This window comes from Streptomyces sp. ITFR-16 (assembly GCF_031844705.1).
Lineage (GTDB): Bacteria > Actinomycetota > Actinomycetes > Streptomycetales > Streptomycetaceae > Streptomyces.
Map to the genome: position 1 here is coordinate 7,349,324 of NZ_CP134609.1, position 21,132 is coordinate 7,370,455.

Sequence of the window (21,132 nt, forward strand, 5' to 3'; positions counted from 1 at the left end):
CGTCATGGCGGGTGCGGCGGGAACGGGCCGGCCGCGCGGGAGGTTCGCACCCCGGCCGCCCGACCGTGCCGAACCAGGGGCCAATCGGCCGAAACCCGCCCTTGGTGCACCCCTACGACACGGCCTCCGCGAAGACGGCCGCCGCCAGCAGCCGTTCGTCCCCGCCCGGCGCGGCCAGCAGGCACAGCCCCACCGGCAGGCCGCCCGCACGGGGGCCGGGCACGGTGAGGGCCGGCAGCCCGCCCAGTCCCGCCGGACAGGTCAGGCCGAGCAGCGCCTCGCGCACCCCGGCGCCCGCCCGGCCGTACGCCGGGGCGGGCGTCGGCGTCGCGGGGATCGCCAGCACGGCGCCGTCCAGACGCGCGCCCAGCCAGTGCGCGACGGCCGTCGCACGGGCCCGCGCGGCCTGCTCGCGCTCACGCCCCACGGTGCGGGCCGTGCGCAGCCGCGCGGTGACGTTCGGGCCGAACGCCGGGCGGGCGCGCACGATCCACGGCCCATGGGCACGCCACACCTCGGCGGCCTGGACGGTGGTGAAGGCGTCCCTGGCCACGGCGTGCGGGAACGGCGCCCGGTCGTCGAACAGGGCGGCCCGGTCCGGCTCCAGGCCGAGCCCGTCAGCGAGCCGGCCGAGCGCCGGTGACAGTGCCGCGCGGACGTCCGGAGCCGCGAGGGACCACAGATCGGCCGGAGCGAGCAGCCGGCGGGGTGCCCGGTCGTCGGGCTCGGTGCCCGCCAGCAGAGCCGCCGCGGCGTCGCGCAGCAGGGGCAGTGTGCGGGTGAGCAGGCCCGGGGTGTCGAACGAGGGGGCGAGCGGGCTGATGCCGGTCCGGTCGGCGCGCGCATGCGTGGGGCGCAGCCCGTACAGGCCGCAGTATGAGGCGGGCACCCGGATGGAGCCGGCGGTGTCCGTGCCCAGTCCGATGTCGGCGAGCCGCCCGGCGACCGCGGCCGCCGTCCCGCTGGAGGAGCCACCCGTCAGCCGGCCCGGGGCCGCCGGGTTGGCGGGCGCGCCGTAGTGGGCGTTGGTGCCGCCCAGGCTGTAGGCGAGTTCGTCGGTGTGGGCCTTGCCCGCGATCACGCCGCCCGCGTCCAGCAGGCGGGTCACGCACGAGGCGTGGCGCGCGGCAGATCCGGCCTCGGCGAGCAGCAGGGGATGGCCGTTGCCGGTGGGGGCGCCGGCGAGGTCGATCACGTCCTTCACGGCGACCCGGGCCCCGGCCAGTCCCTCGGCCGCGGCCGGTTCCGGCAGCACCGGGGACGGCAGCCAGGGCACGAACGGGCCGATGACGGGCAGCGGGCCGGCCGTGGACGCGGCGGGGGCGGCGGTCATCGCAGCGGTCCCTCGGCCGTCACGGGCGCATCGGTCAGCAGCGGACCGAGATCGGCCTTCGGCAGGCACACATGGACGCCCTTCACGCGGTCCACCACCTGGGATATGCGCAGATCGACCGCCGCGCTCAGATAGGCCAGCGCCACCGCACCGGGCAGCCCGCAGCGCTCGGCCAGATAGGTCAGTGCCGCCCGGGTGGCCTTCCGTACGGCCTCGTCCAGGTCCTCGTCGAGGCCGGTGACGAGATAGTGCCCGGCCGTCTCCGCGTACGGTCCCGCGAGCCCCGCCGCCAGCCGCCGGGCCCGGGCGTCGGAGTGCAGGGTCAGCCGCAGGGTGGCCCGGAGCGGAGCCTCGAAAGCGGTCAGGGCGACCTCGCCGTCCCCCTGCGCGAAGTGCGGATCGCCCGCGTAGAACATGGCCTCCGCGACCTGCACCGGGAGGAAGAGGCGCGCGCCCTCGCCCAGGAGCCGGATGTCGAGGTTGCCGCCGTGCGCCCCCGGCGGTACCGAGTGCACCGGCGCCTGCGTGGCGGGTGCGACGCCCATGATGCCGAGGAAGGGAGCGAGCGGGAATCCGATGTGCCGTCCGTCGCCGACGGGAAGACGGCCGCGGCCGTCGTCATCGACGTGGGCGACCAGCGACACCGGCGGGACGGGCAGACCGTCCGGGTGGCCCGGCGCCGGAACCGGGTACTCCCCGGGCAGGGCGCCGCGCCCGTGCCGGTTGCTGATCACGCCGTACGCCGTCCTGCGCCGCAGGCGTACGACCTCGACCTCCAGCACGTCGCCCGGGAGGGCTCCCCGGACGGCGACCGGCCCGGTGACGACGTGGGGCCCCTGCGCGGCGGGGTCGAACAGCACGTCGGACGAGGCCAGTTCAATCGCGTCGCGCAGCACGTCCCGCTCCGGGATCCCGTCCTCCGCGAAGAACTTCACCGGGTCGCGCCCCTGGTCCGGCAGGATGCCCTCGTGGCTCGTCGTGTCGAGGCACACGGTGGTGCCGGAGCCGACGGTGAGGACGGGACGGGCCGAGGCGTTGGGGAGCAGCCCCCAGGCCGTCGTCGCGTGGTCCGCGGCAAGGTAGACCGAGCTGTCGATCGGGCCGTGGTGCGGCTGAAGTACGCTCATGGCGCTGACCTTTGCATACAACCGTTACACGCCGGTTAACCCATGGGGCCCGGCACATCCCGGAGGGCGGAGCCATGGCCGAAGTCGGCGCGGTGCGGAGACGGGACACGGGACAGGCGGTGTGCGACGCCATCAGGAACGACGTGGTCACCCGCGTGTTCACCCCCGGGGACCGGCTCACCGAGGAGCGGCTTGCGGCCCGATACCGGGTCTCGCGCATCCCCGTCCGCGAGGCCCTGCGCACGCTTGAGGCCGAGGGGTTCGTGCACTCGCGCCCCTACGGAGGCACGTTCGTGGCCGAGCTGAGCGACAAGGAGGCCGAGGACCTGCTGGGCATCCGCCTGCTCATCGAGCCGTTCGGCGCGGAGCGGGCCGCGACCCGCCGGACCGCGGTGCACCTGGCCACGCTCGAACTCCTGGTGGCCGAGGCCCGGGAGATCCTGGACGCCGGCGCGTCGGCCGGGCTCGCGGACCTCAACACACGCTTCCACCGGGTCCTGGCCGAGGCGTCCGGCAGCCCGACGCTGGCGGCGCTGGTGGCGCAGCTCGGGTACAAGATCTCCTGGGTGTATTCAGTCGAACTCCCGCGCCGGGCACCGGACTCGTGGGCGGAGCACGAGAACATCGTCCGCGCGTTGCGGGACCGCGACCCGGAGGCGGCCCGCGACCGGGTCGCCGACCACATCATGCGGGCCCAGGCCGCCTACCGGCTCCGGGGGAAGCGCTGATCGCCGAGGGCGGGGCCAGGACCCGCCGCATCTCCCGGAGACCGAGCCCCGCGACGCGGCGCGCTGCCGCTGCGAGATCCCGGTAACAAGAGCGTCACGCGGCCAGCGGTATACCGTAACGCGGCCTCTGTATACACCTTCTGGACGTCTTCGTACGTCGCTCCCGACCCGGAACGCCAGAAGGGGATCGCTGTGTACGACCTCGTACTGCGCCGCGCGCTGATCACGGAAGACGATGCGCCGGCGGACATCGCCGTCAGCGGCGGAACGATCGCCGCAGTGGGCGACGTACCACCGGGGGCGCCCGCCCGCGAGACCATCGACTGCGAGGGACTGGTCGTCGTCCCCGGCTTCATCGAGCCCCATCTGCACCTGGACAAGGCCCTGTTGAGCGGGCTCAGCCCCCGGCCGGCGGAGACCCTGGCCGAGGCCATCGCGGTCACGGCGGCGCTCAAGCGCGACTTCACCCACGCCTCCGTGCGGGCCCGCGCCCTCCGGGTGCTCCGGTGGGCCGTGGGCAACGGCACCACGCTCATCCGCGCCCATCCGGACGTCGACCCGGTCGCCGGCCTCACCGGGCTCGACGTCATGCTCGAACTCCGCGAGAGCCAGCGCCATCTGGTGGACCTCCAGGTCGTCGCCTTCCCGCAGGAGGGCATCGAACGGGCACCGGGTACGTACGCCCTGCTGAGGGAGGCCCTGCTGCGCGGCGCGGATGTCGTGGGCGGCTGCACGTACAACGAGGCCGACGTCGACGCCTGCCGCCGCCACATCGACACGGTGCTCGGCCTGGCCGTCGAGTTCGGGGTGCCGGCCGATCTGCACGCCGACTTCGCCGACGACACCACCGACGGCCGCTTCGCCCTCGCCGGAGCCCTCGCCGAGGCGACCCGGCAGCACGGTCTCGGTGGCCGGGTGACCCTCGGCCATGTCACCTCGCTGGCCGGACGGCCGCCCGCCGAGCGGGCCGAAGTCGTCGCACTCCTCGCGGAGGCCGGAGTCGCGGTCGTCGCGCTGCCCGCCACCGACCTGTACCTCGGAGGGCGCGGCGACACCCGGGCCGTGCGGCGGGGGGTGACCCCGGTGCGCGAGCTGATCGACGGGGGTGTGGTCACCTCCTACTCCTCCAACAACGTCCGCAACGCCTTCACCCCCTTCGGCAACGCCGACATGCTCGACATCGGCCATCTGCTCGCCCAGACCTGCCACATGGGCGGTCCGGCCGACACCGCCCGGATCCTGCGCATGGCCACGACCGAGGCCGCCCGGGTCACCGGCGTCCACGAGGGCTACGGCATCCACCCCGGGGCCCGCGCCGACCTGGTGGTGCTCGGCACCCGGCGCCACGCGGACGTGCTGATCGACCGGCCCGAGCGCCGCTGGGTCGTCAAGCGCGGCCGGGTCGTGGCGCGTTCCGTCCGCACCACCGACGTCCTCGACGTCCCCGCCGCCGATGTCGCCATGGACATCCGGGCGGCCTGACCCGGGACGCCTCCCCCTCCCCGGGGTTCCGCCACGGGACCACCGACCCCCTTCCCCTGCCTTATGTCAGGAGCACGCCATGCGTGAGCGCATTCCGCACGAACTCACCGCGTCCGTCCTCGCCGCGACCACCGCCTTCGTCGGCGGGACCGCGCTGAACCTGCCGCCGTGGGCGATCTTCATATCCTGGGCCGGGCTGCATCTGATGGGCGGGCCGAGCCTGGCCAACGCCACCCGGCTGTGGCGGGCGATGCCGGTGGGCTCCGCCTTCGCCCTGGCCATCGTCGTCTGCGACCAGCACCTCGCCCCGCACGTCGACGACGCGCGATGGGCCCAGAACGCCCTGCTCGGCGCGGTCATCCTGGTCCTCAACACCGCCCTGATGTACACCGGCCGCCTCCGCCCCACCTCGCTCGTCCCGGGCATGTTCCTCGGATTCGCCTCGTACTTCGCCACCTACTTCGGCGGCTTCGGCTACGCACCGGGCAACGTCTGGGCGGCCTGGCTGAGCGTCGTCGCCATGAACGCGCTCGGTCCCGTCTACGCCTGTCTGGCGCACCGGCTGACCCTGCCCCGCTCAGCCGCCCCCTCCGTCGAATTCCCGCCCGCCGCCGCGGAGGCCCGATGACCGTGCGGCAGCACCAAGCCGACGCCACCGCCACGGCGGGCCGGGTCAATCTGCCCGGGACCGTCGCCGAGGTCCGCGCTCTTGCCGACGCCTACGAGGCGGCGCTCACCGGCAACGACATCCCCGCCCTGGACGGGTTCTTCCGGGACGCCCCGGACACGGTCCGCATCGGCGCGGGGGAAGAGCTCTTCGGTGCGGCCGAGATCGCCGCGTTCCGCCGCCGACGGCCCACGACCGGACTGCGGCGCACCCGGATCAGGACCGAGGTGACCACCTTCGGCAGCGACACCGCCGTCACCACCACGCTGTTCGTCCGGGACGGCGAGCCCGGTGTCGGCCGGCAGACCCAGACCTGGCTGCGGCTGCCCGAGGGCTGGCGGATCGTCGCCGCCCACGTCTCCCGGCGCCCCCCCTGCGCCCTGACGCCCCGTCCCGCACCCACCACCCGCGTACCACCGAAGGGAAGACCCATGGCCGCAGCACGCACAACCGGCGCCGACCGCCCCGGCGTTGCCGGTGAGGAGTACGAGCACACCGCCGTCCCGGCCCACGCGAGGAAGAGCCTGCTCTCCGTGGCCGGAGTGTGGGCGGGCTTCCCCATGTGCCTGGGCAACGCCGTCTTCGGCGGCCTGATCGTCTACAACCTCGGCCTGGAGCAGGGCTTCTGGGCCATCCTCACCGGGAACCTCCTGCTCTTCTGCTACGTGGGCGCGCTGAGCCACCACGCCGGGCGGACCGGCCGCAGCTTCGCCCAGCAGTCCGCCGCCGTCTTCGGTCCGCGCGGTCGCGCCGTCGTCTCCGGCTTCCTCGCCACCGTCGTCATCGGCTGGTTCTCCTACCAGATCGGCCTCACCGGCACGGCCCTGCACCAGGTGCTCGGCTGGACCCCGCTGTGGGGAGCCCTCCTCGGAGCCGCTGTATACATCGGACTGACCGCGGCCGGCATCCGCGCCCTGTCCGCCGTCGGGCTGCTCGGCGTCCCGCTCTTCCTCGTCACCGCGGCCCTCGCCTTCTGGTACGCGGCGCAGGACGGCGCCGGCCTCTCCCGTGCGCTCGACTTCGAGGGACACCACCAGGGCATCACCTTCTGGTCCGCCGTCGGCATCGTCATCGCCGGATTCGTCGACTCCGGCACCATGACCGCGGACTTCACACGCTGGAGCCGCGACGGCCGGTCCGCAGTCCTCGCCACCTTCAGCGCCTTCCCCCTCAGCAACACCGTCGCCTACCTGGTGGGCGGCGCCGTCGTCGCCACCGGGGGTGCCGCGAACCCGGCGACCGACGGCGGCACCTACCTCGGCCTGCTGACCGGGCACGGCGCCTGGATCACCGCACTCGCCGTCCTGTTCACCCTCACCAACCTGGGCTTCGTCGCCGCGCACTGCCTCTACAACGCGGCGCTCGGATGGTCCGGTACGACACCGCTGCGCATGCGGCCCCTGGTCCTCGGCCTCGGAGTCCTCGGATCCGTCATCGCCCTGACCGGCGTGTGGAGTTCCATCGTGAGCTGGCTCCAGCTCCTCGGCATCCTGGTTCCGCCCATCGGCGCCGTGCTGATCGTCCAGCAGGCGGCCGACCGGTTCCGGCGGCGCGCGGCGGGGGCGGCCGGTACCGAGGGGCCGTCCGGTTCCGGCAGCTCCGGATACGTCCTGCCCGCCCTCGTCGCCTGGGCGGCCGGATCGGCGGCGGCGTGGGCGCTGCACCACACGCACCCCGGATCCGTGGACGCCGCGCTGGGCTTCGCGGTCGCCGCCCTCGTCCACGGCGGCCACCTCTGGTGGACAGGCCGTTCGCCGGACGCCGCGGCACGCACATCCCCGGTGTCCGCCCGCTCCGGAGCCGAGTCCGACTCCGCCGAGCCCGACCCGCTCCCCGTCTGAGCCGGACAGCCGGCCTCCCTCTGTGACCTCCGACTGCGAAGGGCCCCCGTGACCCCCGAAGAACGCGAAGAGCTCTGCTTCCTGCCGGCCACCGACATCGTCACCGCCGTGGCCGACCGCCGGCTGAGCCCGGTCGAGATCGTGGACGCGGTGCTGGACCGCCTCGACACGGTCAACCCGCTGATCGGCGCCTTCTGCACACCCGCGCCCGAACAGGCCCGCGCCCGGGCGCTCGCGCTGGCGGACGCTCTGGCCCGTGGCGGAACCCCGGGGCCGCTGGCCGGTGTGCCGCTCGGGGTGAAGGACCTGATCGCCACCGCCGGCCTGCTGACCACCTCCGGGTCGCCCGCGTACCGCGACCACGTACCCGACGAGGACGACATCGTCGTCGAAAGGAGCCGGGGCGCCGGAGCCGTCGTGCTGGGCAAGACCAACACCACGGAGTTCGGTTACAGCGCGGCCGGCCACAACCCCCTGTTCCCACCCAGCCGCAATCCCTGGAACACCGCGCTGACCCCCGGCGGTTCGAGCGCCGGATCGGCCGCCGCCGTCGCGGCGGGACTCGGCCCGGTGGCGCTCGGCAGCGACGGCGGCTGCTCCCTGCGCGTGCCCGCCGCGTTCTGCGAACTGGTGGGCTTCAAACCGTCGATGGGCCGGGTCCCGGTCTGGCCCGGCTGCCGGGACGAGCGGTACCCGGGCGTCTCGGGCTGGGAGAGCCTCGAACATCTCGGCGTGCTGACCCGGACGGTCGCCGACACCGCCCTCATGCTGTCCGTGCTCGCCGGCCCCGACCCGCGCGACCGGCACTCCATCCCCTGCCAGGACGTCGACTGGAATGCGGCGGCCCGGCTCGGCGCCCTGGAGGGCTGCGCCGGACTGCGTATCGCCTACAGCCCCGACCTCGGGTACCTGCCGGTCGACCCGGCGGTGCGCGCGGTCGTCGACGGGGCCGTCTCCGTCTTCCGCGACCTGGGCTGCACGGTCGAGGAGGCCGATCCGGGCTGGAGCGACCCGGCGGAGGCCTTCCAGGCGCTGATCACCGCCGAGACGGACCTGACGGGCATGCGCCGCCTCATCGGCACGCACGGCCCGTCCATGTCCCCGCATCTGGTGGCCTGGATGACACGGGAGTGGACGGCGCGGGAGCTGACCGACGCCAACATCGCGCGCAAGGCCCTGACCAACCGCATGGCCGCGCTGATGTCCCGTTACGACGTGCTCCTGACGCCCACCTCCGCCGTGCCCCCGTTCCCCGTCGGCATCCAGGGGCCCGACCGCATCGGCGGACGCCGCGTCGACGACACCGCGTGGATCGGCTTCAACTACCCGGCGTCCCTCACCGGAGCGCCCGCCGTCAGCGTCCCGGCCGGCCGCACACCGGACGGCCTCCCCGTCGGGCTCCAGCTGATCGGGCGCCACCTCGCCGACGCGACGGTCCTGCGCACGGCCGCCGCCTACGAGGCGATCCGCCCCTGGGCCCGCCGCCGTCCACGCGGGATCGGTACCGATGTGGGGACCGGGGCGGCACGGGCATTAGGTTGATCCGGACAGACTCGGCAGCCGGACTCGCGATGGGGGCGAGCATGACCATGCTAAAGGGAACCAATGTTCCAGTGGCGGCTCAGGCCGTGCGCGTCGAAATGGGGTGGCACACCGCTCCGGGGACACCGGACGTGGATGCCTCGGCACTCCTTCTCCTCGCCACGGGCAAGGTGCGCAGCGACGCCGACTTCGTCTTCTACAACCAGCCCGCCCACGCCTCGGGCGCGGTGCGCCACGAGGGCAAGCGGAACGCCGGGGGCGCGGCGACCGACACACTGAGCGTCGATCTGGCACGGGTGGAGCCGGCCATCGACCGCGTGGTGCTGGCCGCCTCCGCCGACGGCGGCAGCTTCGGCAGGGTGAGCGGGCTGTACGTACGGATCGTCGACGCGGCGAACGGAGCGGAGGTGGCCCGCTTCGACAGCGCCGACGCCACCGTCGAGACCGCCTTCATCCTCGGCGAGCTCTACCGGCGCCAGGGCGCCTGGAAGTTCCGGGCGGTCGGCCAGGGCTACGGCACCGGCCTCGAAGGGCTCGCCACGGACTTCGGCATCTCCGTCGACGAACCGCAGCAGCCCCAGCGGGCGCCGCAGCCTCCTGCCCCGCCTCAGCCCCAGCCGGCCGCCCGGGTCGCCGCGCCGCCGCCCCCGCAGTACCACCAGCAGCCGACGCTCGCCGCGCCGATGGCCCCGCCCCCGCCTCCGCCGCCGGCACCTCCGGCGCCGCCCGCGGCCCAGCCCGTGCGGCTCACCAAGGTGACGCTCACGAAGGAGGCGCCGTCCGTCTCGCTCGCCAAGCAGGGCGGCACATCGGGCGCCATGCGCGTCAATCTCAACTGGGAGACGCGCAAGCAGTTCAAGGGCTGGGGCAGCAAGCTCGGCCGGGCCGTCGCCCAGCACGCGGACCTCGACCTCGACCTCTGCGCCCTCTATGAGCTGACCGACGGCCGCAAGGGCGTCGTGCAGGCCCTCGGCAACGCCTTCGGGTCCCTCCAGCAGCCGCCCTACATCCACCTCGACGGCGACGACCGCACCGGCGCCATCGCCTCCGGCGAGAACCTGACGATCAACCTCGACCAGAAGGCCAGGATCCGCCGCGTCCTGATCTTCGTCACCATCTACGAGGGCGCCCGGAGCTTCGCCGATCTGCACGCGACCGTGACCCTCCAGCCCCAGCACGGCGCGGCGATCGACTTCTCACTGGACGAGTGCACCGTCCCGTCCACGGTCTGCGCACTCGCCCTCATCACCAACACCGGGAGCGATCTCACCGTGCAGCGCGAGGCCCGGTACCTCGTGCCGCAGCGCGGCGTGAGCCCGCAGCGCACCATCGACCAGGCCTACGGCTGGGGCATGAACTGGACGCCCGGCCGCAAGTAGCCCTTGCGGACGTCACCGAGCGGGCGTCACTGATCCGGTGCGGCCTCGGGACGGGCGTACGTACGCCCCTTCCAGGCCGCACCGCGCCCCGGTAGTGCTGCACGGCGGAGTCCACCGTCATGAGGAGATACAGCAGCGCGGTGAACGGCAGCAGCGGGGCGAGCCACAGCGACTGCCGGTAGTAGCCCAGCATCGGCATGTACGTCCCCGCCATCACCGCCCAGGCCGCGCCCCCGGCCCACGCCGCCGCGGCGTCACCGCCCAGCAGCCCGGCGACCAGGGTCACGGGCGGCGCCAGATAGACCAGCGCGAGCCCCAGCACCGTGCCGAGCAGCACCAGCGGATTGTGCCGCAGCTGGGCGTACGCGCTCCGCGAGACCATCCGCCACAGGTCGCCCAGGTGCGGATAGGGCCGGACGCTGTCCACCCGCTCCGCCAGCCCCAGCCAGATCCGGCCGCCGCTGCGCCGCACGGCCCGGGCCAGCGACACGTCGTCGATCACCGCCTGCCTGATCGAGTCCGGCACCCCCGCCCGCAGGGCCGCCTCGGTCCGCAGCAGCACACAGCCGCCCGCCGCGGCCGCCGTCCGGCCCCCCGACCGGTTGATCCACCGGAACGGGTAGAGCTGCGCGAAGAAGTAGACGAAGGCGGGCACGACCAGCCGCTCCCAGACGCTCGCCACCCGCAGCCGCGCCATCTGCGACACCAGGACGAACCCGCCCGACTCGGCCGCGGCCACCAGCTCCCGCAGGCTGTCCGGCTCGTGCGCGATGTCGGCGTCCGTCAGCAGCAGATACTGGGGATCCCGGGCCCGGGCCAGCGCGATCCCGTGCCGTACGGCCCAGAGCTTGCCCGTCCAGCCGGGCTCGGGCTCCCCGGGCGAGACCACCGTCACCGGCAGCCCGCCGTACCGTACGGACAGCGCACGGGCGATGTCCCCGGTGCCGTCCTTGCTGCAGTCGTCGACCAGGAAGATCTCGGCGGTTCCCGGATAGTCCTGCGCCAGCAGGGACGGCAGGCTCACCGGAAGCATGCCGGCCTCGTCGCGCGCGGGCACGACGACGGCGACCGACGGCCACGTCGCCGGGGCCGCGCGGCTCGGCAGCCGCTGGTCGGTCCGCCAGAAGAAGCCCTGTCCCAGCAGCAGCCACACCCACGCGACAAGCGAACCCACGGCGATCCAGGCAACGGCGCTCATTGGCCGAAGTCTGCACCACTGAGCCGGGACCGCAAGGGCGGTCGACTATGGTGACCGGGTGAAGATCGCGCTCATGGACTCCGGAATCGGCCTGCTCGCCGCCGCCGCCGCAGTACGCCGGCTGCGGCCGGACGCCGATCTGGTGCTCTCCTCGGACCCCGACAGCATGCCCTGGGGGCCCCGCACGCCCGAGGACGTGACGGCCCGCGCGCTCGCGGTGGCCCGCGCCGCCGCCGCCCACCGGCCGGACGCCCTGATCGTCGCCTGCAACACCGCCTCCGTACGCGCCCTGACCGCGCTGCGGGCCGAGCTCGAACCGGACCTGCCGGTCATCGGCACGGTCCCCGCGATCAAGCCTGCGGCCGCCGAGGGCGGCGCCGTCGCCATCTGGGCCACCCCCCTCACCACCGGCAGCCCGTACCAGCGCGGGCTCATCCGTGACTTCGCCGGGGACGCGGCCGTCACCGAGGTGCCCTGCCCGGGCCTCGCCGACGCCGTGCAGTACGCGGACGAGGTCGGCATCGAGAAGGCGCTCGCCGCCGCCGCCGCGCTCACCCCGCCCGACGTGGAGGCCGTCGTCCTGGGCTGCACCCACTACGAACTGGTCGCGGAGCGCATCCGCGACGCCGTGCGCCGGCCCGGCAGGCCCTCCGTCGCGCTGTACGGCTCCGCCGGGGCGGTGGCCGCCCAGGCGCTGCGCCGGATCGGCGCCGAACCCGCCCCGTCGGCCGAACCCTCCGCCTCTCTCGCGGTCCTCCTCGGCGGCCGGCCCTCCGAGCTGCCGGACGTCGCCCTGGCCTACCCGGAAGGGCGCGGGCTCGCCGCGGTCGGGTCCGTGCGCTGACCCTCCGGTGACCCGGCCGGAGGCACCGGACCCGTCCCCTGGCGCGGATTGTTCAGTACGCTGCTTGGCATGAGGGACGACCCCGGAAAACCCCCGCGCACCGGTGCCGAGACCCACACCGCCGTCTGGACGGGCCGGGCCACCAACCGGACCCAGTGGGTGCTCGCGGCCGCCGGCGCGGCCTGTCTGGCACTGGGCATCCAGCTCGCCGTCAGCTCCACCTGGTCCTCCGGCATCGCCCCGCTGCTGATGTCGGTGATCGGCTGCGTGGCCGCAGGGCTGCTCATGCTGTTCGGCACCCTCGCCTTCGTCAACGTGGCCGTCCGCGTGGACGGGGACGCCCTGGAGGTGCGCTGCGGCCACATGGGGCTGCCCCGGCGCCGCATCCTGCTGACCCATGTGGTGGGCGCGGAGTTCGCGCCCCGGGTCACCCCGCGCCAATGGGGCGGCTGGGGCTACCGCTGGCGTCCCGAACAGGGCACGGCCGTGGTGGTGCGCCGGGGCGAGGGCCTGGTGCTGAGGCTCGGCGACGGCAGGACGTTCACGATCACGGTGGACGACGCCGAGGCGGGCGTCCGCTTCATCCGCGACCGGCTGCACCTGCCGGCCACCGGCGCGGCGGCCGGAGCCTGACGGCTCACTCCGCCACCGTGGGCCCCCCGGGCGCCCGGGGCCCGGGCCCGCCCGTCCCGATCGGCCGCTTCGCCGAGGCGAGACCGGCCAGCAGCCCCGCCCCCGCCGTCACCGGCGTGAAGCTGAGCACGTTGCCGACCACCGCCAGCGCCGCCAGGGCCGTGAGCGCCGCCCCCGCCGTCAGCGCCACCGACGTGGTGCGCGGCGAGCGCCACAGGACGTACAGCAGCCACCCGAACGCGGCGCCCAGCAGCAGCACCCCGACCACTCCCTGCTCGGCGGCCTGCTGGAGCGGCGCCGAGTGCGGCTTTCCGTCCGAGCCGAGGGTCTGCTGCGCGGTGGGGCTCAGCTCGGCGAAGCGGTCGGGGCCGATGCCGAGGGCCGGATGCTGACCGGCCAGCCGCGCCGCGTCCTTCCAGAGCTCCACCCGGTTCCCGGTGAGCTGGCCCTCCAGTGAGACCGTGAGCCCGTCGGGCAGCACGTCCTCGGCCACGGCCCAGGAGATCCCGACCATCAGGGCGGTGGCCAGGGCGAGCCCGGTGAGACCGAGCAGCCTGCGGTGCGTCCTGGCCGCCGCCAGCGAACACAGCAGCACTCCGAGCGCCGCCGCGAAACCCGCCACCGAACCGAGCCGGAGCGAGGCGCAGGCCGTGCCGAGCGCCAGCAGCCGCAGGGCGAACCTCAGCCACTCGGTCCGGGCGGCCGCCGCCGCGCAGCAGGCCGCACCGGCCGCGAGGACCAGCAGCGCGGCGGCCGCCCCGGTGTGCCCGGGGGCGATGTCCACCGTGGCCGTCGCCCCGGGCATGCCATGGCGCCAGACGAGGGCCGCGCCCAGGGCGGCCAGGGAGGCGGCCGTCGCGGTGGCCACCGGCAGCAGCGTTCCGCAGATGCGCCCGCAGGCGAAACCCGCCGCCACGGCGAGCAGCGCGAGCAGCACCCCTTCGGGCCGGGTCTCCCGGCCCGCCGCGCTGATCAGCGTCCACACCGCGCAGGCGGCGAGGATCAGCGCTCCGGCGGCGTCGGACGCGTTGCCGCCCTCGGCCCCCCGCTCTGCTGCAGTCATCACGTCCGTCCCCCGGCCTGTGACCGTCCCGTCCGCGACGGCCGGATCCGGCCGGTCGGCGGGGGACTGGCGCACAGGTTAACGGCCTCGGGGGGCATATGTGCAGAAGATGCGGAGAAACGATCCGGCGGCCGGGATTCCGTCACCAGGACGCCACTCCCCGGCACACAGCCCGCCACCGTAGACTCCGCCGGGTGAGCACCACCATCGCCCAGGTCGGCGACCCGCGACAGCCCGCCCCCGCTCCCCGGGAGGGCCGCCTGCTGCCCCGCCTCGCCCGCCCCGCCGCAGCCGTGCTCTCCGGAGCGATGCTGTACGCGAGCTTCCCGCCCCGGCCGCTGTGGTGGCTGGTTCTGCCCGGTTTCGCGCTGCTCGGCTGGGTGCTGTTCGAGCGCAGGCTCCGGGCCGCGTTCGGGCTCGGGCTGCTGGCCGGACTCGGCTTCATGCTGCCGCTGCTGCACTGGACCGGCGAGGAGGTCGGCCCGGTGCCGTGGCTGGCCCTGGCCGCCGCCGAGGCCCTGTTCGTCGCGGTGGGCTGCATCGGCATCTCCGCCGTGAGCCGGCTCGCCTGCTGGCCGCTGTGGGCGGCCGCCGTCTGGACCCTGGACGAGGCGGTCCGGGCCCGGGTGCCGTTCGGCGGCTTCCCCTGGGGCAAGATCGCCTTCGGCCAGGCGGACAGCGTGTTCCTGCCGCTCGCGGCGCTGGGCGGCACCCCGCTGCTCTCCTTCGCCGTGGTCCTGTGCGGCTTCGGGCTGTTCGAGGCGGTGCGCCGCTTCCGTGTCCACCGGGCCACGGGCGAACTGCCGCGCGGCGCCGTCGCGGCGGTCGCCGCGACCGTCCTGGTGCCGGTGGCCGCGGCCTTCGCGGCGCTGCCGCTGGTGGACGACTCCGCCGAGGACGGCACCGCGACCGTCGCCGCGATCCAGGGCAACGTGCCGAGGCTCGGCCTCGACTTCAACTCGCAGCGCCGCGCGGTCCTGGACAACCACGCCAACCGCACGGAGCAGCTCGCCCGGGACGTGAAGGCGGGCAAGGTCCCCCAGCCGGACTTCGTCCTGTGGCCGGAGAACTCCTCCGACCTCGACCCCTACCGCAACGCCGACGCGCGGATCGTCATCGACGACGCGGTGAAGGCCATCGGGGTGCCGACCGTGATCGGCGCGGTCGTCGAGCCCGACACCGGCAAGCTGCGCAACACCCTGATCCAGTGGGACCCGGACAAGGGCCCGGTGAACACGTACGACAAGCGCCACATCCAGCCCTTCGGCGAGTACATGCCGATGCGCTCCTTCGTCCGCGTCTTCAGCTCGGACGTGGACCGGGTGCAGCGGGACTTCGGACCGGGCAGGAAGGTGGGCGTCTTCGGCCTGGCGGGCACCAGCGTCGGGTTCGTCACCTGTTACGAGGCGGCGTTCGACGACGCCGTGCGCGACACGGTCGAGCACGGCGCCCAGATGATCGCCGTCCCCAGCAACAACGCCACCTTCGGCCGCAGCGAGATGACCTACCAGCAGCTCGCCATGTCCAGGGTGCGCGCGGTCGAGCACAGCCGGTCCGTGGTCGTCCCGGTCACCAGCGGGGTCAGTGCGGTCATCCGCCCGGACGGCACGATCGTCCAGAAGACGAAGATGTTCACGCCGGACGCCCTGGTCGACGAGGTGCCGCTGCGCTCCTCGCTGACCCCGGCGACCCGGATGGGGCCGCTGCCCGAGGGCCTGCTGGCGCTGCTCGCGGTCATCGGTCTCGGCTGGGTGGCGGCACGCGCGGCACGCGCACGCCGCGACCGCTGAGCCGGCCGGCACGGGACGTAGGGTCGGGGCATGGCCATTCCTGACTTCATCCGCGAGATCCGCGCCACCGCGGGTCACCAGTTGCTCCTGCTGCCCGGCGTCACCGCCGTCGTCTTCGACGACGAGGGCAGAGTGCTGCTCGGACGGCGTGCCGACACCGGCGAGTGGTCGGTGATCGGAGGCATCTGCGAGCCGGGGGAGCAGCCCGCGACGACGGCGGAGCGCGAGGTGTACGAGGAGACGGCCGTGCACTGCGTGGCGGAGCGGGTCGTGCTCACCCAGGCGCTGCCGCCCGTCCAGTACGAGAACGGCGACCGCTGCCAGTTCCTCGACGTCACCTTCCGCTGCCGGGCCACCGGCGGCACCGCCCGGGTCAACGACGACGAGTCGCTGGAGGTGGGCTGGTTCCACGTCGACGCACTGCCGCAGCTGGCCGAGTTCGCGCTCTTCCGGATCAAGCAGGCGCTGACGGACGGACCCACCTGGTTCGAGTCGACCGTCCCGCAGTGAACGCGCGGGGCCGGGCGGGCCGACTGCGGCCCGCCCGGCCCCGGACTACGGGCATCAGACGCTGCGGGCGGTGTCCGCGGACCGCTCTGCGGACGCCTCCCGGACCGCACCCGACGGGCTCTCCGGTTCGACGTCCGCGAGGTCCCGGTGGCGGGTCTCCTTCGCGCACACGACGGCCAGCACCGTGAGGAGCGCGGCGGCGATCACGTACAGCGCGATGGGCGTCGAGCTGTCGTAGTCCGCGAGCAGCGCGGTGGCGATGAGCGGCGCGGGGGCGCCCGCCGCGACCGAGGAGAACTGCGCGCCGATCGACGCGCCCGAGTACCGCATCCGGGTCGCGAACAGCTCCGAGAAGAACGCCGCCTGCGGCGCGTACATCGCCCCGTGGAAGAACAGCCCGACCGTGACGGCGAGCAGCAGGCTCCCGAAGCTCCGGCTGTCGATCAGCGCGAAGAACGGGAACATCCACAGCCCCACCCCGACCGCGCCCACCAGATAGACGGGCCTGCGCCCGACCCGGTCGGAGAGCGCGCCCCACAGTGGGATCACGGCGAAGTGGAACGCCGACGCGACGAGGACCGCGTTGAGCGCCGTCTGCTTGCTCAGACCGGCCGCCGTCGTCGCGTAGACCAGGATGAACGCCGTGATGACGTAGTAGCTGATGTTCTCCGCCATCCGGGCGCCCATGGCGATCAGCACATCGCGCCAGTGGTGCCGCAGCACGGCCACGACCGGCAGTTTCTCCGTCGCCCCGGAGGCGGCCCTGCGCTCCTGCGACTGCTTCAGCGCGGCCTTGAACAAGGGTGATTCATCGACAGAGAGACGAATCCACAGGCCGACGACCACCAGCACGCCGGAGAGCAGGAACGGTACGCGCCAGCCCCAGGACTCGAAGGCCGAGTCCGACATCAGCGCGGTGAGCGCGGAGAGCACCCCGGTGGCGAGCAGCTGCCCGGCCGGCGCACCGGTCTGCGGCCACGAGGCCCAGAACCCCCGGCGCTTCGCGTCCCCGTGCTCGGACACCAGCAGGACGGCCCCGCCCCACTCACCGCCGAGAGCGAAGCCCTGCACCAGCCGGAGCACGGTGAGCAGCACCGGAGCGGCGGCCCCGACCGTGGCGTGCGTCGGCAGCAGCCCGATCGCGAAGGTGGCCCCGCCCATCATCAGCAGGCTGAGCACCAGCAGCTTCTTGCGGCCGAGCCGGTCGCCGTAGTGCCCGAAGACCAGGGCGCCGATCGGGCGGGCGGCGAACCCCACGGCGTAGGTGAGGAAGGACAGCAGAGTGCCGACGAGCGGATCGGACTCCGGGAAGAACAGCTTGTTGAAGACCAGCGCGGCGGCCGATCCGTAGAGGAAGAAGTCGTACCACTCGATGGTCGTGCCGATGAGGCTCGCGGCGACGATGCGCCGGAGATGCGAGGGGGTGGGGTGGCGATGGGTACCACTTCCGGGCGGTGGGCGGGGACGGTTCTGTGGTGCCGCACCGTAGGAAGAGGCGGGTCGGCGGCGTATGTTGCGGGACACCACAGATCCGTTCACCGGAGTGCGGGCACCCACCATGGAGGGCCGGTCACCAATGGGGTGTGGGCACGGTCGGGGTGTCGTCGTCGCCGCGTACCGGTCGTGGCGGCTGGTTGAGGACCTCACGTGCCGTGCGGCCCTCGCCGCCGGCGGGGCGCGGCCGGGGGCGGACCCGGCTGCCGAGCAGGAGGGCGACGAGTTGGAGGAGGAGGGTGAGTGCCCCTTTGGTCCGTTCCACGGTGATTCCTTCCAGGGGGTCTGGTGAATATCTACCGCGCATCTGAACAATAGACATCAGTACGGGCGGGGGCTGAGTCATCTGACTGACGAGGGGGTTGGGTGGGCGGCATGGGTGAGGGCGGCCAGTTACCGGGTCTGCGCAGGGCGGCCGGCGGGACGGTGTCCGGGACACAGTTGTCCGAGGAGGCCGTCCGGGTGTTCCGGTGGGTGAGCGACCAGGGATCGTGCGACGTCAAGACACTGGGCGCGACACTGGGGCTGTCCGAGAGCTGCGTGGCCTCGGCGGTGGCGACACTGACCGGTCTGCTGCTGCTGAGGCATCTGCCCGAGGACCCCGACCGGCTGGTACCGGTGGCGCCGGACGCGGCCATCGCCGCGCTGGTCGCGCCGAAGGAGGCGGGGCTGCGCCGGCAGCTCGCCGAGATCGACCAGCTCCGGGGCGAACTGGCCCTGCTGACGCCGTTCTACGCGGAGGGGCGGCGCCGGCGTCAGGGGCGGGCTCCCCTGACGGAGGTCACGGACCTGAAGACCGTCGTCGGCATGATCACCGAGGCGACCATGCGGTGCCGTCAGGAGGTCCGCACCTGTCACCCCGGCGGCGGCCGCTCCCCGACGCTCCTGGAGCAGGCGTTCGTACGGGACCGGGACATGCTGCGCCGGGGCGTGCGGATGCGCACCCTCTACCAGCACACGGCCCGCTACCACCTGCCCACCCAGGAGTACGCGCGGCGGATGACCGACGAGGGCGCCGAGATCAGGACGCTGAGCGAACTGTTCGGCCGCATGGTCGCGTTCGACGGGGAGACGGTGTTCATCCCGCACCAGGACGACCTGGACGCGGCCATCGTCATCCACGACCCGTCCACGGTGACCTACCTGTGCGCGACCTTCGACCACGCGTGGTCGCTGGCCGAGCCCTACCACCCGGCCTGGACGGAGAGTTCGGCGCGCGACGAGGTGAAGCAGGCCATCGTGAGGCTGCTGGCGGAGGGCATGAAGGACGAGATGGTGGCCCGGCGGCTGGGGATGTCGCTGCGCACCTGCCGCAAGCACATCGCCGAGATCATGGAGCAGCTGGGGGCGGCCAGCCGCTTCCAGGCCGGCTATCTGGCCCGGGTCCAGTCCTCCGGCCCGGCCGCGGCGGCCCCGGGCGGGGCCTGACCGCCTCACCGCGCAGGGTGCCCGGCGGCGGGCGGCCCCGGCGCCGCGTCGGACGGGGCCCGCCTCGGCCCGCCCGGCGCGGCCGCCTGCTCCCGGGCGAACAGCAGTGTCAGCCAAGGCAGTTCGTAGTGGACGGTCTCCGCGCCCGCCGCCGAGTGCGCGGTCACCTCGGGGCAGGACGGCGGCGCCAGGACGCCGACGTCGATCAGGCCCTCCAGCGCCCGCTGCGCGTTCCGGCCGTCGAGGTTCAGGGCGCGGGCGGCCGTGCGCAGGGAGAACGCCGGGTCCGGCAGCGCGGCCAGCGCACGGAGGGTGGCGCGGGCGGGGACGGGCAGCCGGGCCCACGCGCCGGCGAGACGGGCGCGGACCCCGAAGCCGCCGGACGCGAGCTCGTCCAGCGCCTCCGAAGGGTGCTCCAGGCGGTCCGCGTACTGCCCGAGCGGCATGTGGCGCAGCACGGCCAGCCGGTTCCCGGCCGCCCGCAGGGCGAACGGCAGGAGCCCGGTCGCGGCGACGATGCGTACGGCGGCGGCGTACTCGGCGGCCAGCCTGGTCCGGCCGACGATCCCGCCGAGCAGGTCGAGCGCCTCCTCGGCGGACAGCGGCGGGAGTTCGGTGCGGTAGGCGGACTCCAGACATGGCAGCCGGCTGCGGGAGGTGACCAGGGCGGCGGTGGGGCCCGACGGCGGCAGCAGCGGGCCGAGCGCGGCGGCGTCGGGCGCGTCGTCGAGGACCAGCAGGATCCGGCGCCCGGACAGCCAGGAGCGCCAGACGGTGGCGGCCTCCTCGCGGTCGGCGGGCAGCCGCTCGGCGCACCCCAGCGAGCGCGCCAGCTCCGCGAGGACCGAGGCCCACGGCCGGGTGGAACCGTCCTCGGCGCACAGCCGGGTGGCGACCACCCCGTCCGGATAGCGTGCGGCCAGGCGGTGCGCGACATGCACGGCGAGGGCCGTCTTGCCGACCCCGGCCGGACCGGTGAGCAGCACCGGGGGCCCGCCCTCGCAGCTCAGCTGTGCGGCGACCGCCTCCAGCTCGGGGGTCCGTCCGGTGAAGTCGGCGAGGTCGGGCGGCAGCAGCCGGGGCCCGGCGGGTCCGCCGCGCGGCCGGAGCGGGGCCACGTCCTCCAGCAGGGCGCGGTAGGCGCTCTGCAGCGCCCCGCCCGGCTCCAGTCCCAGTTCCCGGGAGAGCTGCTGGCGGCAGTCGTCGTACGCCGCCAGCGCCTCGGTCCTGCGCCCGACCCGGTGCAGCGCGGTCAGCTGGGCCGCGCGCAGCCGCTCCCGCAGCGGGTGGCGGCTCACCATCTCGTCCACGGTGTCGGCGACCGGCGCCGGCTCACCGGCCTCCAACTGGGCCTCCGCCCAAGCCTCGTACACGGCGAGCCGGCGGGTGTGCTGCCGCTCGACGGCGGCCCGCAGCACATCGGCCCGGGCCGCGAGATCGCTGAAGGGGTCGTGCCGCCACAGGTCCAGCGCCTGGCGGTAGAGCCGCGCGGCGCGGCTCGGGGCGCCCGCGCGGACCTCCGCGTCGCCGCGCCGGGCGAGTTCCTCGAACCGCAGGCTGTCGCACTCGTCGGCGCCGAGGTGCAGGACGTAGCCGCCGGGGCCGTGGCTCAGCCGGCCGAGATCGTCGGGGTCGAGCACCCGGCGCAGCGTCGAGACGTACACCTGGAGGTTCTTGCGGGCCGTGCGGGGCGGGTCGTCCGGCCAGACGGCGTCGGTGAGTTCCTCCATGGAGACCGGTGTGTTCGGCCGGGTGAGCAGGACGGCCAGGACGAGGCGCTGCTTCAGCGGGCCGAGCGGCAGGGGCAGGCCGTTGCGGGAGGCGCGCAACGGGCCGAGAAGGTCCAGACGGAGAAGGGCGGTGGTGCCGGTGCTCTCGCGCGGAATCCCGGGAACAGTCTCCCTGCGGCTTTCCGTGAAAGTGTCGGTCATTTCCCTCAGCCCCTTCCCCAGCCGGTGTCGTCGGAGTTCGGGGAGAAGAGAGCAATTCCGTGCACGAAAGCCTCCGGGGAGCGGGTCGGGGGGTGAGCGAATCCGCGAGGAGCCGGGAAGAGCGGTGAAGCGGCCGGGAATT

At 74.1% G+C, this 21,132-nt stretch carries 17 protein-coding genes and 1 pseudogene; 11 read left to right on the top strand and 7 right to left on the bottom strand.

The annotated features are described in order from the left end of the window. Nucleotides 1–112: 112 nt before the first annotated feature. Together RLT58_RS32535 and RLT58_RS32540 are read right to left on the bottom strand one after the other, a co-directional pair. Nucleotides 113–1,333, bottom strand: coding sequence for an amidase family protein (locus RLT58_RS32535; protein ID WP_311313933.1), 1,221 nt, complete (start codon nt 1,331–1,333; stop codon nt 113–115). Beyond that, nucleotides 1,330–2,460 (bottom strand): acetamidase/formamidase family protein, encoded by a 1,131-nt coding sequence (locus RLT58_RS32540; protein ID WP_311313934.1) that lies wholly within the window; start codon nt 2,458–2,460, stop codon nt 1,330–1,332. Before RLT58_RS32540 ends, RLT58_RS32535 begins: the two co-directional genes overlap by 4 nt. Nucleotides 2,461–2,534: 74 nt before the next feature. Here RLT58_RS32540 and RLT58_RS32545 point away from each other — a divergent pair, with 74 nt between their 5' ends. The 6 genes from RLT58_RS32545 to RLT58_RS32570 all read left to right on the top strand — a co-directional run bounded on the left by RLT58_RS32545 (nt 2,535) and on the right by RLT58_RS32570 (nt 10,099). Then, entirely contained in the window at nt 2,535–3,188 is a 654-nt protein-coding gene (locus RLT58_RS32545; RefSeq protein ID WP_311313935.1) for a GntR family transcriptional regulator, read from the top strand. A 192-nt stretch (nt 3,189–3,380) separates the two neighbouring features. Continuing rightward, the gene (locus RLT58_RS32550) at nt 3,381–4,670 is read left to right on the top strand and encodes an amidohydrolase family protein (RefSeq protein ID WP_311313936.1); all 1,290 of its coding nucleotides are present in this window, start codon (nt 3,381–3,383) and stop codon (nt 4,668–4,670) included. A gap of 79 nt (nt 4,671–4,749) precedes the next feature. Beyond that, entirely contained in the window at nt 4,750–5,298 is a 549-nt protein-coding gene (locus RLT58_RS32555; protein WP_311313937.1) for a DUF1097 domain-containing protein, read from the top strand. Then, on the top strand, nt 5,295–7,178 hold the full coding sequence (gene hpxZ / locus RLT58_RS32560) for an oxalurate catabolism protein HpxZ (protein ID WP_311313938.1): 1,884 nt from the start codon (nt 5,295–5,297) through the stop codon (nt 7,176–7,178). Before RLT58_RS32555 ends, hpxZ begins: the two co-directional genes overlap by 4 nt. A 48-nt stretch (nt 7,179–7,226) precedes the next feature. Next, nucleotides 7,227–8,720, top strand: coding sequence for an amidase (locus RLT58_RS32565; protein WP_311313939.1), 1,494 nt, complete (start codon nt 7,227–7,229; stop codon nt 8,718–8,720). Nucleotides 8,721–8,749: 29 nt separating this feature from the next. Beyond that, entirely contained in the window at nt 8,750–10,099 is a 1,350-nt protein-coding gene (locus RLT58_RS32570; protein ID WP_311313940.1) for a TerD family protein, read from the top strand. A 26-nt stretch (nt 10,100–10,125) separates the two neighbouring features. On the opposite strand, the pseudogene RLT58_RS32575 reads toward RLT58_RS32570, so the two are convergent. Further along, a pseudogene (locus RLT58_RS32575) lies at nt 10,126–11,297 on the bottom strand (glycosyltransferase). Between the two features lie 58 nt (nt 11,298–11,355). On the opposite strand from RLT58_RS32575, the gene RLT58_RS32580 reads away from it, so the two are divergent. Together RLT58_RS32580 and RLT58_RS32585 are read left to right on the top strand one after the other, a co-directional pair. Further along, nucleotides 11,356–12,141, top strand: coding sequence for a glutamate racemase (locus RLT58_RS32580; protein ID WP_311313941.1), 786 nt, complete (start codon nt 11,356–11,358; stop codon nt 12,139–12,141). Nucleotides 12,142–12,210: 69 nt separating this feature from the next. Continuing rightward, on the top strand, nt 12,211–12,774 hold the full coding sequence (locus RLT58_RS32585) for a hypothetical protein (protein WP_311313942.1): 564 nt from the start codon (nt 12,211–12,213) through the stop codon (nt 12,772–12,774). Nucleotides 12,775–12,778: 4 nt separating this feature from the next. Here RLT58_RS32585 and RLT58_RS32590 read toward each other — a convergent pair whose 3' ends face one another. Beyond that, nucleotides 12,779–13,837, bottom strand: a complete 1,059-nt coding sequence (locus RLT58_RS32590) for an O-antigen ligase family protein (protein WP_311313943.1) — start codon at nt 13,835–13,837, stop codon at nt 12,779–12,781. Nucleotides 13,838–14,031: 194 nt separating this feature from the next. On the opposite strand from RLT58_RS32590, the gene lnt reads away from it, so the two are divergent. Next, entirely contained in the window at nt 14,032–15,627 is a 1,596-nt protein-coding gene (gene lnt, locus RLT58_RS32595; RefSeq protein ID WP_311313944.1) for an apolipoprotein N-acyltransferase, read from the top strand. 30 nt (nt 15,628–15,657) lie between these two features. After that, nucleotides 15,658–16,137 carry an NUDIX hydrolase gene (locus tag RLT58_RS32600; protein WP_311313945.1) on the top strand — a complete coding sequence of 160 codons (480 nt, stop codon included), beginning with the start codon at nt 15,658–15,660 and terminating at the stop codon, nt 16,135–16,137. A gap of 54 nt (nt 16,138–16,191) precedes the next feature. Here the strand turns inward: RLT58_RS32600 and RLT58_RS32605 are convergent, their stop codons facing one another. Together RLT58_RS32605 and RLT58_RS32610 are read right to left on the bottom strand one after the other, a co-directional pair. Further along, a complete protein-coding gene (locus RLT58_RS32605; RefSeq protein WP_311314723.1) occupies nt 16,192–17,541 on the bottom strand; it encodes an MFS transporter in 1,350 nt (449 codons plus the stop codon). Nucleotides 17,542–17,707: 166 nt separating this feature from the next. After that, the gene (locus RLT58_RS32610) at nt 17,708–17,896 is read right to left on the bottom strand and encodes a hypothetical protein (protein WP_311313946.1); all 189 of its coding nucleotides are present in this window, start codon (nt 17,894–17,896) and stop codon (nt 17,708–17,710) included. Between the two features lie 110 nt (nt 17,897–18,006). On the opposite strand from RLT58_RS32610, the gene RLT58_RS32615 reads away from it, so the two are divergent. Continuing rightward, nucleotides 18,007–19,059, top strand: a complete 1,053-nt coding sequence (locus RLT58_RS32615; protein WP_311314724.1) for a helix-turn-helix transcriptional regulator — start codon at nt 18,007–18,009, stop codon at nt 19,057–19,059. Between the two features lie 5 nt (nt 19,060–19,064). Here the strand turns inward: RLT58_RS32615 and RLT58_RS32620 are convergent, their stop codons facing one another. Then, nucleotides 19,065–20,990: an AfsR/SARP family transcriptional regulator gene (locus tag RLT58_RS32620; RefSeq protein ID WP_311313947.1), complete on the bottom strand. Its 1,926-nt coding sequence runs from the start codon at nt 20,988–20,990 to the stop codon at nt 19,065–19,067. Between the last annotated feature and the right edge of the window lie 142 nt (nt 20,991–21,132).